Annotated in this window: 13 protein-coding genes; 5 read left to right on the top strand and 8 right to left on the bottom strand. The window is 74.0% G+C overall.

The genetic code is table 11. The features are described from left to right. Window positions 1–8: 8 nt before the first annotated feature. Window positions 9–1,382 (top strand): 8-oxoguanine deaminase, encoded by a 1,374-nt coding sequence (locus FHU33_RS24105; protein WP_142028154.1) that lies wholly within the window; start codon window positions 9–11, stop codon window positions 1,380–1,382. 61 nt (window positions 1,383–1,443) lie between these two features. Here the strand turns inward: FHU33_RS24105 and egtE are convergent, their stop codons facing one another. From egtE to egtA, 7 genes are all read right to left on the bottom strand, one after another. After that, entirely contained in the window at window positions 1,444–2,559 is a 1,116-nt protein-coding gene (gene egtE, locus FHU33_RS24100; RefSeq protein ID WP_142028153.1) for an ergothioneine biosynthesis PLP-dependent enzyme EgtE, read from the bottom strand. 26 nt (window positions 2,560–2,585) lie between these two features. Then, the gene (locus tag FHU33_RS24095; RefSeq protein WP_142028152.1) at window positions 2,586–3,323 is read right to left on the bottom strand and encodes an anti-sigma factor; all 738 of its coding nucleotides are present in this window, start codon (window positions 3,321–3,323) and stop codon (window positions 2,586–2,588) included. After that, a complete protein-coding gene (locus FHU33_RS24090) occupies window positions 3,304–3,906 on the bottom strand; it encodes an RNA polymerase sigma factor (protein ID WP_246064208.1) in 603 nt (200 codons plus the stop codon). Before FHU33_RS24090 ends, FHU33_RS24095 begins: the two co-directional genes overlap by 20 nt. 247 nt (window positions 3,907–4,153) lie before the next feature. After that, the gene (gene egtD / locus FHU33_RS24085) at window positions 4,154–5,122 is read right to left on the bottom strand and encodes an L-histidine N(alpha)-methyltransferase (RefSeq protein ID WP_142028151.1); all 969 of its coding nucleotides are present in this window, start codon (window positions 5,120–5,122) and stop codon (window positions 4,154–4,156) included. After that, the gene (gene egtC, locus FHU33_RS24080; protein WP_142028150.1) at window positions 5,119–5,814 is read right to left on the bottom strand and encodes an ergothioneine biosynthesis protein EgtC; all 696 of its coding nucleotides are present in this window, start codon (window positions 5,812–5,814) and stop codon (window positions 5,119–5,121) included. Before egtC ends, egtD begins: the two co-directional genes overlap by 4 nt. Before the next feature lie 3 nt (window positions 5,815–5,817). Then, a complete protein-coding gene (gene egtB / locus FHU33_RS24075) occupies window positions 5,818–7,101 on the bottom strand; it encodes an ergothioneine biosynthesis protein EgtB (RefSeq protein ID WP_142028149.1) in 1,284 nt (427 codons plus the stop codon). Further along, complete coding sequence (gene egtA, locus FHU33_RS24070; RefSeq protein ID WP_142028148.1) at window positions 7,098–8,369, bottom strand: ergothioneine biosynthesis glutamate--cysteine ligase EgtA; 1,272 nt, start codon at window positions 8,367–8,369, stop codon at window positions 7,098–7,100. The genes egtB and egtA overlap by 4 nt, the downstream gene beginning before the upstream one ends. 156 nt (window positions 8,370–8,525) lie before the next feature. Here egtA and FHU33_RS24065 point away from each other — a divergent pair, with 156 nt between their 5' ends. The 4 genes from FHU33_RS24065 (at window position 8,526) to FHU33_RS24050 (ending at window position 12,046) form a co-directional block, all read left to right on the top strand. Next, on the top strand, window positions 8,526–8,999 hold the full coding sequence (locus FHU33_RS24065; RefSeq protein WP_142028147.1) for a DUF309 domain-containing protein: 474 nt from the start codon (window positions 8,526–8,528) through the stop codon (window positions 8,997–8,999). 54 nt (window positions 9,000–9,053) lie between these two features. Further along, the gene (locus FHU33_RS24060; protein WP_170182697.1) at window positions 9,054–9,494 is read left to right on the top strand and encodes an SRPBCC domain-containing protein; all 441 of its coding nucleotides are present in this window, start codon (window positions 9,054–9,056) and stop codon (window positions 9,492–9,494) included. Window positions 9,495–9,541: 47 nt separating this feature from the next. Beyond that, window positions 9,542–11,035: an NAD-dependent malic enzyme gene (locus FHU33_RS24055; protein ID WP_142028145.1), complete on the top strand. Its 1,494-nt coding sequence runs from the start codon at window positions 9,542–9,544 to the stop codon at window positions 11,033–11,035. 156 nt (window positions 11,036–11,191) lie between these two features. Continuing rightward, on the top strand, window positions 11,192–12,046 hold the full coding sequence (locus FHU33_RS24050) for an Fpg/Nei family DNA glycosylase (protein WP_142028144.1): 855 nt from the start codon (window positions 11,192–11,194) through the stop codon (window positions 12,044–12,046). Between the two features lie 3 nt (window positions 12,047–12,049). On the opposite strand, the gene FHU33_RS24045 is transcribed toward FHU33_RS24050, so the two are convergent. After that, on the bottom strand, window positions 12,050–12,564 hold a 515-nt coding region (locus FHU33_RS24045), incomplete at its 5' end, for an MBL fold metallo-hydrolase (RefSeq protein ID WP_142028143.1).

Raw genomic sequence — 12,564 nt, 5'->3', positions numbered from 1 at the left:
ATGCGCCCGTGGAGACTCCCGCCCGCGCCGATCTGCTGATCGCCGATGCCGAGCTCGTGGCGACCGTCGACGTGACCCGCCGCGAGATCGCCGGCGGCTGGGTGGCGATCACCGACGGGGCGATCAGCGGGCTCGGCGGGCCGGCCGATGCGACGCCGGACGCCGTTCGGACCGTCGACGCGCGGGGCTGCCTGGTGACGCCTGGCCTGGTCAACACCCACCACCACCTGTACCAGAACCTGACCCGCGCCTTCGCGCCCGCGCTGACCGGCGGCCTCTTCGACTGGCTGGTGACGCTCTACCCGCTGTGGGCACGGCTGGACGAGGGGGCCGCCTACGTCAGCGCCTACGTCGGGCTGGTGGAGCTGGCGCTGTCGGGTTGCACCACCTCGACCGACCACCTCTACGTGCACCCGGCCGGTGCCGGCGACCTGATCTCCGCCGAGATCGCCGCCGCCCGCGACCTGGGCGTCCGGTTCTCCCCCACCCGCGGCTCGATGTCGCTGTCGGTCAAGGACGGCGGGCTGCCGCCGGACTCCGTCGTCCAGGACGACGACGAGATCCTCGCCGACTCCCGGCGACTGGTGGACGCCCACCACGATCGCTCGCCGCTGGCGATGACCCGTATCGCCCTGGCGCCCTGCTCGCCGTTCAGCGTCTCGACCGGCCTCATGGCCCGGACCGCGGAGCTGGCCGAGCAGCTCGACGTCCGGCTGCACACGCACCTGTGCGAGACCCGGGACGAGGAGGCGTTCTGCCTGGCCACGTTCGGCCGCCGTCCGGTCGACTACCTCGCCGACGTGGGCTGGATGACCGACCGGACCTGGCTGGCGCACGTCGTCTGGCCCTCGTCGGACGAGGTGAACCGGCTGGGCGCCGCGCGGGTGGGGGTGGCGCACTGCCCGTCGTCCAACATGATCCTCGGCAGCGGCCTCGCTCCGGTGCTCGAGCTGCAGGCCGCGGGCGCGCCCGTCGGGCTGGGTGTGGACGGGTCGGCCTCGGCGGACTCGGCATCGCTGTGGCTGGAGGCACGCACCGCCATGCTGCAGGGGAAGCTGCGCAACGGGGCGGCGGCGATGGATGCTCGGACGGCGCTGGAGATGGCCACCCGCGGCGGCGCCGCCTGCCTCGGCCGGGCCGGTGAGATCGGCGAGCTGTCGGTCGGCGCGTGCGGTGACCTGGTGGTGTGGGGCCTGGACGGCGTCCGGTTCGCCGGCGCGCTGTCGGACCCGGTCGAGGCCTGGCTGCGCTGCGGACCGGTGTCGGCCCGGCACACCGTCGTCGGCGGGCGGCTGGTCGTCGAGGACGGCGCCCCGGTGCACGCGGGACTGGACGAGCAGCTCGCCGTCCACCGCCGGATCTCCGCCCGCATCCAGGCATAGGTACCTTTACCTGCGGGTTCGGCTCCAGAACACAGGTATAGGTTCCTTTGCCTACGGGCCCCTACAGGGCGGCGGCGAGGGCGTCGAGGTCGTCGAGGGTGACGTCGAGGTGCGGGGACACCCGCAGCACCGGGCCGGTCATCTCACCGGGGGCCCGCTCCGGACCGATCGCGCTGACCACGACGCCGTGCTCGGTCAGCAGCTGGCTGCGGACGCTGACGACGTCGACCCCGTCCGGTGGTCGCAGCGTCGTCGTCGCCGTCGGCTCGTCGACCGGCTCGACGACCTGCCAGCCGCCGACGCCGTGCAGCAGCTCGCGCGTGGTGCGCCCGATGGACGCCAGCCGTTGCCGGACGCGGTCGGGGCCTCCGGCGAGGTGCTCGCCGACCGCCACGACGAGGCCCACCCGGCCGGCGACGTGCGCCTCGCCGGACTCGAAGGCGCGCATCGGTGGGACGCCCTCCGGCTCGGGCAGCACGGGCGTCAGCTGGGCGGCCAGCGGCGGCCGCACGCACAGCACCCCGACGCCGCGGGGACCGGCCAGCCACTTGCGCGAGGTGCCGTAGACGACGTCCGCGCCGAGATCGACGTCGGCATGCCCCAGCGACTGCGCGGCGTCCAGCACCAGGGGTACGCCCGCGGCCCGGCAGAGCGCCGCGACCTCGGCGCCCGGCTGCAGCACCCCCCGGTGGCTGGGCACGTGCGTGAGGTGCACGAAGGACGGCGGATCGGCCGCGAGCAGACGCGCCACGCCGTCGACGTCGGCCCGGCCCAGCCCGTCGACCGGCAGCGGCTCCGGCCGCAGCCCGTACGCGCGCAGCTGGGCGATGTTCGGCGCGTACTCCCCGGGCAGGCAGGCGACGCGCGAGCCGGCGGGCAGCCGCCAGCCGGTGAGCAGGGCGACCAGCGCGGCCTGCGCCGACTCGACGAACGCGACGTCGGCGGCTGCCATCCCGGCCAGCCCACCGATCACCGACCGGCCCTGCTGGAGCAGGTCGTCCGCCGTTGCCTCGGCCACGTACCCACCGAGTTCCGCCTCGTGCCGGGCGTGGTGCGCCGTGGCCTCGAGCGTCCGGTGGCTCTGCCGGCTGCAGGCCGCGCTGTCCAGGTGCCGGCCGGCCGGCCGCGGCCGCGCCTTCCGCCAGGAGGCGGCGAGATCCTCGTGCAGCAAGCTCACGGGAGCAGGCCAGGTGTGCGCGTCACTCAGGCGTCCAGCTCACCGCGGGCGACCGAGACGCCCGAGTGGGTCGGGTCGCCGTCGAGCGGCTCCACGGAGACGTCGACCAGCGGGAACTGCTCCAGGTCCAGGCCGGCGGGCAGCTCGACGGTCTGGGTTCCGGGCCGGACGACGCCGAGCGGCACCATGCCGACGACGTCGCGGTCGATCAGCCAGATCTCGTAGTAGCCGTCGTCCAGTTCGGGCGCGTCGAGGTCGACCTCGACCACCCGGGAACCGTCGGCCTGCTCGATCACCTCGGCGCGGCCGGACGCGTCGTTCTCTGCCAGGGGGGCGAGGGCGACGGCGGTCACGGGTTCGCCGTCCTCCTGGTTCTGCACCACCGCGATCGCCCCGGCACCGACCACGGCCCCGGTCACGACTGCGGCGGCCACGAGGAGCACACGACGCCGGCGCGACGTGAACGGCAGCACCTCGGCGTCCTGCGGCTCCTCGACCACGGAGACCGGTGCCGGGACGGCGTCCACCCGCGGCGTCGCCGAGACACCGGTCACGGCGGCGATGGCGTCCCAGACGCCCGGCGGCGGGGCCACCGGCGGGCCGGGGGCGGCCAGCTTCGGGACGGCGACGGCGTCGACGGCCCGCTGGAGGGACGCGACCTCCGCCCGGCACTGCTCGCACCCGGCGAGGTGGGCGGCGTCGTCGGCCGGCAGGGGCTCGCGGAGCGCGGCGAGCGCCAACTGCTCAGGCGTGCAGTGCTGCACCGTCCACCTCCAATCTCGTCCTCAGGCGTTCGAGCGTGCGGCGGATATGGGATTTGACGGTCCCCAACGGGATCCCGGTGCGGGCGGCGATCTGGGCGTGCGTGAGGTCCTCGAAGAACGCCAGCTCGATGATGCCGCGCTGCGGCTGGCCCAGGAGGTCCAGTTCCTCGAGCACCAGGACGCGGTCGGCGACCTGCGTGTCGATGCCGGAGGTGACGCGGTCCGCCGGCGCGGCCTGCGCCTCCGACATCGCCGCCTCCGTCTCGCGGCGCTGCCGGTCGCGCTTCGCCCACGTGTCGGCGATCTTGTGCCGCGCCACGCCCACCAACCAGCCCGGCAGCGGCCCCTTGTCGGGCCGGTAGCCCGCACGGCCGGTCCAGGCGGAGACGAAGGTCTGCTGGGTGACGTCCTCGGCATCCGGCCCCGGGCCGAACGCCCGGATCGCCATGCCGTGGATCTGGCCGGCCCACCGCTCGTAGGCCAGGGCGAGCGCCTGCTCGTCGCCCGCGGCGAAGCGCCGGCCGACCTCCCGGTCGTCCGGTTCCGGGGCGCCGTGCTGCGCCTTCCCCGGATCCGTCACCACGGCCCGAACGCTACCCATGCGGGCGGGACGGATGGCGAGCAACTCGCTCACGACACGGGTAGGGCACCGATGACCCGGTCGCCCTGGAGGGAGGCCCCGAACTCGGCTGCAGGATGGACGACGGTGCGGAGAAACGAGCCGACCCTGCTCACACGAGCGTCCTTCCTGGCGGAGGTGCCTGCAGTCCTCCTTCGGTCGGCCGGACGAGAATGGATGCGATCAGCCCGAACTTCCCCCGGGCCCGCGCCTACTGAGGGACCGAGAGGGAAACCCCGAAGTCGCCAGCGGGGTCGGTCCACCAGTGCGTCGATGTCAGCCCTGCGGCGGCGAGCTCTTCCTCCACCCGCTCCTGGCGGAACTTCGCCGATACCTCGGTGCGCATCTCCTCCCCAGCGGCGAACGGAACGTCGAGGCCGAGCCCGGCGACATGGACGGTCTGCTCGACCCGGGACCGGAGGCGCATCTCGATCCACTCCTCGCTGGGGTCCCACACCGCCACGTGCTCGAAGGACGACGGGTCGAACCGGGCGCCGAGCTCCCGGTTGAGCACGGACAGCACATTGCGGTTGAACTCGGCGGTGACGCCAGCCGAGTCGTCGTACGCACGCACGAGCCGGCCGGCGTCCTTGACCAGGTCGGTGCCGAGCAGGAACGAGTCGCCGGGCTCCAGCGTGGCGGCCACCTCGGCGAGGAAGGCCGCTCGCAGCTGTGGCTCCAGGTTGCCGATCGTCGATCCGAGGAAGGCCACCATGCGCCGGCCGGCACGCGGCAGTTCGCCGAGGTGCATCGTGAAGTCGCCGACCACCGCCTCGACCTCGACGCCCGGGTACTCCGCGGTGATCGACTCGCCGGCCGCACGGAGGACCGACGGGTCGACGTCGCACGGCACGAACCGGGTCAGCGTCCCCGCGTCCCGCAGCGCGGTCAGCAGCAGGCGGGTCTTCTCCGACGTCCCGCTGCCGAGCTCCACCAGCACCTCTGCCCGGGATGCCGCCGCGATCTCCCCGGCTCGGGCCGCGAGGATCGCCCGCTCGGCGCGCGTCGGGTAGTACTCCGGCAACCGGGTGATCTCGTCGAACAGGACGCTGCCCCGCTCGTCGTAGAACCACCGCGGAGGAAGTGACTTCGGCATCGCGGTGAGGCCGGTCAGGGCATCGGCTCGCAGCGCGGCCGTGGCCTCACCCGGGGCGAGATGGTTGGTCAGCGAGATGGTCACGCAGGCTCCAGCGGGGTCAGGAGGACGCCGTCCGGCGTCACCTCGATCAGATGGTGGTCGGGGATGTCCGACCAGGCCGGGTCGTCGTCCCAGGGCTCGCTGGCCAGCGCCGTTCCCTCGGCGGTGACCAGGACCGACAGCGTGTCGCCCCAGGTCGTGGCCAGCAGCCGGTGGCCATCGGCCACCAGCAGGTTCAGCCGGGCACCGGGATCGCCGGCGGCGACCTCCCGGACGACGTCAGCGATGGCCGACAGCCCGCGGTCGAAGACCAGCGCGGCCAGGAGGGCGCTGTCGACCGTCGATTCCGCGTCCCGGACCGGGGGCAAGGCGGCACGGTCCACCCGGCCGTTGTGGGAGAGCAGCACCCGGCCGTCGGTGAAGGGAGCGACGGCGCTCTCCTCCAGAGGCATGCCGACGGTGGCCGAGCGGACGGCGGCCAGCACGCAACCCGACCGCAGCACCGGTGCCACCGAGGCGAACGATGGGTCCGCCCACAGCGGCCGCGCGGAGCGCCACCGGACGGGCTCGTCGCGCCCCTCGGCGTAGAAACCCACGCCCCAGCCGTCGGCGTTGACGGTGCCGTACCGCTGTCGGCGGGGGGCATAGGACTGCACCAGGAGCGAGGACGGCGGTTGCAGCACGAGGTCGGCGACCGACCGCGGTCGCCCCAGCCACGCGAGGTGACGGCACACGGATCAGACGTCCCACGCCAGGCGGACGCCGCTGAAGATCTGGCGGCGGTATGGGTGGTCCCAGTTGCGGAAACTGGGGCGGACGATCGTCGCTGCCACCGCCCACGACCCGCCGCGGAGGACCCGGTAGTCCCCGCCGAAGAAGGGGGCGGAGTAGTCGGCGTAGAGCATCGGCAGGAACCCCGGCCACGGCTGGAACGGCGAGGACGTCCATTCCCACACCTCACCCATCAGCTGTTCGACGCCGTACGCCGACGCCCCGGCCGGATAGGCGCCCACCGGCGCGGGCCGCAGTGCGCCGCCGCCCAGGTTGGCCAGCGCGTCGGTCGGTTCCGCCGATCCCCAGGGAAAGCGGCGCCGGCGTCCGGTCACCGGGTCCCACGTCGCCGCCTTCTCCCACTCGACCTCGTTGGGAAGTCGGGCGCCGGCCCAGGCGGCGTAGGCCTCGGCCTCGAAGAATGTGACGTGCTGGACCGGTTCGTCCGGCGGCAGCGCCTCCGCGATCCCGAAACGGGTGCGGGTGCCGTCGGCCGCCCAGAATTGGGGCCGCTCCAGGTCGGCGTCCAGCCGGTGCTGCCAGCCGCGCGGGGACCACCAGCGCGGCGAGCCGTACCCGCCGTCGGCGACGAACTGGGCGTACTCGTCGTTGGTGACCGGCACCCGGCCGATGCGGAACGCCGGGACGTCCACGGCGTGGGCGGGCCGCTCGTTGTCCAGGGAGAACGGCTCGTCGGCGGCGTCGACGCCGACCACGAACTCGCCGCCCGGCACCAGGACCGACGTGCCGGCCAGGCCGGATCTCCCGGGCGGCAGGACCGTGCCCGGGCCCAGCAGCGGCGGGCCGACCCTGAGGTTGAGCGCCTGCAGCATGGTCTCGTCGTGCTGCTGCTCGTGGCTGACCACCATGGCGAAGTCGAACGGATCGCCGTCGTCGGCCACGCCCAGCGTCTCCAGCCGGTCCAGCACCCGGCCGCGCACCTCGCGGCCGAAGGCGCGAGCCTCCACCGGGGGCAGCAGCGGCAGGCGGGCGCGCACCGCACGCGGCTGGGTGAACGCGTCGTACAGGGACTCGACGTCCGGCGGCAGAAGGCCGGGTCGGCCGGCATCGCCGCCGCGCAGGAGCCACAGGTCCTCCTGCTGGCCGATGTGGGCGAGATCCCAGACCAGCGGACTGAGCAGCGGGGTGTGCTGGTGCAGCAGCTCGGGGTCGTCGTGGTCGGTGAGCAGCAGGGTGCGGTCGCGGGCGGCCGTCAGATCGGCGGCGAGGCGTTCGCGGTGATCGGTCATCTGTCGGTCTCCGTCCCGGCGATGGTGGCTTCGAGGAAGGCGGCCGGATCGTTGCCGACCTCGGTCCGCAAGGCGTCCCCGGGGCTGCAGCCGTTCCGGACGAGGGCGGTCAGGGCCTCGACCTCCGCCTGCAGCTCCGGCGGGACGGCGGGTCCGGCGGCGGACAGGCAGTCGAGGGCGGCGACCCGCAGCGCGTCGTCCGTCAGGCCCAGCCGGGCCGCACGGTTCCAGGCGCCGGTCACCGGAGCCGTGGCCGTCCAGGCTCGATCGGCGGCGGCGGGGTCGTCGAGCAGCGCCGCGGTCACCGCGGCCAGCGCCGGCCACCACGGCTCGGGCGCGGCGTCCAGATACCGGATCTCGAGGTAGCCGCGCAGCCGGACCGGCGGGAACAGCGTCGTCAGGTGGGCATCCAGATCGGCCGCGGTCGGTCGCCGCCCGCCCAGGGGCACCGCACCGGTCACCCACTCGGCGAAGGAGACCCGGTTACGGACCGCCTCCGTGCCGTCGGTGGACCCGCGGAACAGCATGACCGGTGCGGCGAGCGCGTAGGTGGCCCACTCGGCGGCCGGGTCGTGTCGGCCGAGCAGCGGGCCGCAGCGGCTCTGGTCGAGGTCTCCCCATACCTGCTGACGGGTCGAACGCCAGCCGGTGTCGCGGCCGGCCAGCAGGGGGGAGCAGGCCGAGACCGCGACGAGCACGGGACCGAGCCGGTGCGCGAGGGTGACGCGATCGCGCCAGCCGGCGGGCGGCCCGGCGTCAAGGTTGACCTGCAGTGCGGCCGTCGAGGTCATCATGGCCAGGCCGGCGGCAGCGCAGCCCACGGCCGAGAAGTGGCTCTCCATGGCGGCGTAGCGCGGTACCGGGCTGACGCGACACGGTGGGCGTAACGGGTCGGCGCCGAGGAGAGCTGTGCCGAGCCGTTCGTGAGCGAGCGCGGTGGTCAGCGCGGCGCGGTCGGAGCGGAGCGCGGTCACCGCGGCACCGACGTCCGGGGCCGGTGGGCCGGACAGCTCCAGCTGCCCCCCCGGTTCGACGGTGAGGCGGCTGCCGCCGGGCCACGCCCCCACACCGTCGACGGCGGCCTGCACCCGCGGCCACGGCACCCGGCTCCGAGGGCTGTCGAGGTCGACCAGGTGGGCTTCCAGTTCGAGGCCGATCCGGCCGACGGTGCCCGGCCGCAGCGCATCGCGGGTGACGTGCTCGACGGCTTGGTCGAGGTCGAGGACGTGCTCGGATCCGCAGGTCAGCGTTCCGGTGCTCGCGGCCATGGGGCCACCCCCTCCAGGTCCGGACCGGTCGAGGATCGACCGCGGGTCGGTGCGGGGGCGGCCCACGTTCGGCCGTCCTCGACTCCATCGTGCACGACCGCAGCGTCCGGGCAAACCGGGACCGCGCTCGATCGAGGTTCAGGAGAAGATGCCCGGATGGCTTCCGACCGCGACCGCGACGCCGAGGGCCGGGCCCGCAGCGCCCGCCCCCGGGACGCGCTGGGCCGGCCGCTGCCCTACGGCACGGTCGGCGAGGAGCGGGCGCCCGAGGGGATCGTCCGCGAGCCGGGTCGGGCACTCAGCGAGGCGCAGGAGCTGCTGGACGCCCGCCGGCCCTTCCACGCCCACGAGGTGCTCGAGGACGCGTGGAAGTCAGCGCCCGACCAGGAGCGGCAGCTGTGGCGCGGGCTGGCGCAGCTCGCCGTGGGGCTCACGCACGCCGCACGGGGCAACAGCCGCGGAGCGGCGACCCTGCTCGAACGCGGCGCCGGCACCATCGCGCCCTACGCCGAGGCGCCTCCGCACGGCATCGACGTGCCCGGGCTCGGGACGTGGGCGCGGGCGCTGGCCGCGGAGGCCGCGGCCGGGACGGCGGACCTCGACGTCCGCCCGCCCCGGCTGCGCGGCTGAGTCGTACCGCTGACGTCTGGCCGTCGTCCCCGGAGCGGAGCAGACTCCGGAGTCGTGAGGACCTTCGAGGCCGTGGCCAGGATCGAGGCGAGCCCTGACGACGTGTGGGCCCTGCTCACCGACGTCGGCAGCTGGCGGGACTGGAACTCCGGTGTCGACCGGGTGGAGGGCCGGATCACCCTCGGGGAGCCGATCACCGTCTACGCGACCATGATCCGCAACCGGCCCTTCTCGGCGACCGTCACCGAGATCCGTCCCCGCGAGGCGATGCGCTGGCGCGGCGGGCTGCCGGGCGGTCTCGCCGTCATCGAGCGCACCTACTCCCTCGACGCGCAGGAGGACGGCGGCACGGTGCTCACCGTCCGCGAGGTCCACTCCGGCCCGCTCGCCGGGCTGCTCGGCCGGAGCACGCCGGACCTCAACCCGTCCTTCCGCCAGTTCTGTGCCGGCCTCAAGGCGAAGGCCGAGGGGCGTATCTCACGCCCCTCCACCTGACCGGGTTCGGTCGGGTGCCACCCACCGGTGAGACGATGGACGCCGCCATGAGCACCGAAACCGCGCCCGCCGCCGGCGCCGCCGAGCCCGTCCCCACCGCCGTCCCCCGGGGGCCGGTGACCTCCGCGTCGTACTCGATCACCGTTCGGCTCACCTCCGACGGCGACCCGGCCAGCATCGGCCGCATCGCCACCGCCGTGGGCACCGCCGGTGGCGCCGTCACCGCGATCGATGTGGTGGACAGCCGCCCCGACGGGCTCACCATCGACGTCACCTGCTCCGCGGCCGACGCCGCGCACTCCGAGGAGATGGTCGCCGCGCTGCGCGCCGTCCCGGGGGTGAAAGTGCGCAAGGTCAGCGACCGCACGTTCCTCCTGCACCTCGGCGGCAAGCTCGAGGTCGCCTCCAAGGTGCCGCTGAAGACCCGCGACGACCTGTCGATGGCCTATACGCCCGGCGTCGCGCGGGTCTGCCTCGCGCTGGCAGACCACCCCGAGGACGTCCGCCGGCTCACGATCAAGGGCAACACGGTCGCCGTCGTCACCGACGGCTCCGCCGTCCTCGGCCTCGGTGACATCGGCCCGGGTGCGGCGATGCCGGTCATGGAGGGCAAGGCGGCGCTGTTCAAGCGCTTCGCCGACATCGACGCCTGGCCGATCTGCCTGGACACGCAGGACGTCGACGAGATCGTGCGCACCGTGGAACTCATCGCCCCCGGCTTCGGCGGCATCAACCTCGAGGACATCGCCGCTCCGCGCTGCTTCGAGATCGAGAAGCGGCTGCGCGACAAGCTCGACATCCCGGTCTTCCACGATGACCAGCACGGGACGGCGATCGTCGCCCTGGCCGCGCTGAAGAACGCACTGCGCGTGGTCGACAAGCAGCTCGCCGACGTGAAGATCGTGGTGGCCGGGGGCGGCGCGGCCGGGACGGCGATCGTCCACCTGCTGCTCAAGGCGGGGGCGGGCCAGGTGCTCGTGTGGGACCGCGAGGGCATCCTGTCCCCCGACGACGACCGGCTGGGCCCGGCGAAGCGTGACCTCGCGGAGCGGACCAACCCCGCCGGCCTGCGGGGCGAGCTCCCCGACGCGCTCGACGGCGCGGACGTCTTCATCGGGGTGAGCGCGGGCAACGTGCTCGCCGTGGAGGACCTGGCCCGCATGGCGTCGGACGCCGTCGTGTTCCCGATGGCCAACCCGACGCCCGAGGTCGACCCGGTGCGGGCCCGGCAGCACGCGGCGATCGTGGCTTCGGGCCGCTCGGACCTGCCCAACCAGATCAACAACGTGCTGGCGTTCCCCGGCGTCTTCCGGGGGCTGCTCGACGCCCGGGCCACCGAGATCAGCGACGGGATGCTGCTCGCGGCGGCGGACGCGCTGGCCGCCGTCGTCAAGGACGACCAGCTGAACGCGAACTTCATCATCCCCAGCGTCTTCGACTCCGCCGTCACCACCGCGGTGGCCGCCGCGGTCGCCGACCAGGCCCGCCACGAGCCCGGGGCGACCGTCGAGGTCAGCGGCATCGAGACCACCAAGGCCTGACACCGGGCACTCCTGGGGCGTTCCTCGGGCTGGGGGGTCCTGCAGAAGCCCGAAAGCACGGACAACACCCCAGGAGCGGGCCCAGGGGGGCTCTCGGCGCCGAGAGTCCCCTGATCGGGGACGGCGCAGCGCGCGGGAAACGGGGATGATCGTCGGGTGCCCGAGTTGCCCGAGGTGGAGGCGCTGGCCGCGTTCCTGCGCGAGAACGCCGTCGGCCACGTGCTGGCGCGCGCCGACCTCGCCGCCGTCCAGGCGATCAAGACCTTCGACCCGCCGCTGAGCGCGCTCGGCGGCCTCGAGATCACCGGCGCGAGCCGGCACGGCAAGTTCCTCGACCTCGACGTCTCCGGCCTGCACCTCGTCGTCCACCTGGCGCGCGCCGGCTGGCTGCACTGGCGCACCGGTCTGCCTCCCGCTCCGCCGAAGCCGGGCAAGGGGCCGCTCGCCCTGCGTGTCCACCTCGACGACGGCAACGGCTTCGACCTCACCGAGCAGGGCACCCGCAAGGGGCTGGCCATCTACGTCGTCCGGTCGCCGTCCGAGGTGCCCGGGATCGCCCGTCTGGGACCGGACGCCCTCGAGGTCGACCGCGAGCAGTTCGCGGCGATCCTGAAGAGCCGTTCTGGGCAGCTCAAGGGGGCGCTCACCGATCAGACGCTGATCTCCGGGATCGGCAACGCCTACTCCGACGAGATCCTGCACGCCGCGCGGCTCTCGCCGTTCAAGGGCGCCGACAAGCTCAAGGACGACGAACTGGTCCGTCTCTTCGACGCGGTGCGGGCCACGCTGACCGACGCCCTGGACCGGCAGCGCGGGCAGAAGGCCGCGACGATGAAGGGCGAGAAGCGCTCCGGGCTGATGGTGCACGCCCGCACCGGCCTGCCCTGCCCGGTCTGCGGCGACACCGTGCGCGAGGTCAGCTTCGCCGACACCTCGCTGCAGTACTGCCCGACCTGTCAGACCGGTGGCAAGCCGCTGGCCGACCGGCGGATGTCCAAGCTCTTGCGCTGAGGATCAGCCCGGGAGCAGGGACAGCAGCCGCGTCATCGTCCGGGCCAGCACGGAGCTGCCCACCCCGGCGTCTGCGTGGGAGTCGGGTGCCGCGGAGCCGACCGCCGTCCACCAGTCGACCAGCGCGGGCAGGTCCAGCACGTCGATCCGCTCGCCCGGCCGGGGGACGACGACCTGCGCGCCGGTCCGCCCGGCGGCGGCCAGCAGCCGCTGCACGGGCTCGGCCCACCGGTGGAACGCCAGGTTGAACGTCGCCCAGTGGATCGGCACCAGCACCCGCCCACCGAGATCGCCGTGCGCGCGCATCGCCTCCTCGGGATCCATGTGGATGGCGTGCCACGCGTCGTTGTAGGCCCCGATCGGCAGCAGCGTCAGGTCGAACGGACCGAACCGTGCCCCGATCCCGGCGAACGCGGGCGTGTATCCGGTGTCGCCGCCGAAGAAGACCCGATGCCGCGGCCCGGTGATCGTCCATGACGCCCACAGGGTGGTGTCGCGGTGGAAGTAGCGGCCGGAGA

The organism is Blastococcus colisei, assembly GCF_006717095.1.
GTDB lineage: Bacteria > Actinomycetota > Actinomycetes > Mycobacteriales > Geodermatophilaceae > Blastococcus_B > Blastococcus_B colisei.
The sequence above is the reverse complement of the archived record's forward strand: the minus strand, read 5'-3'. Positions and strand labels throughout refer to the sequence as shown.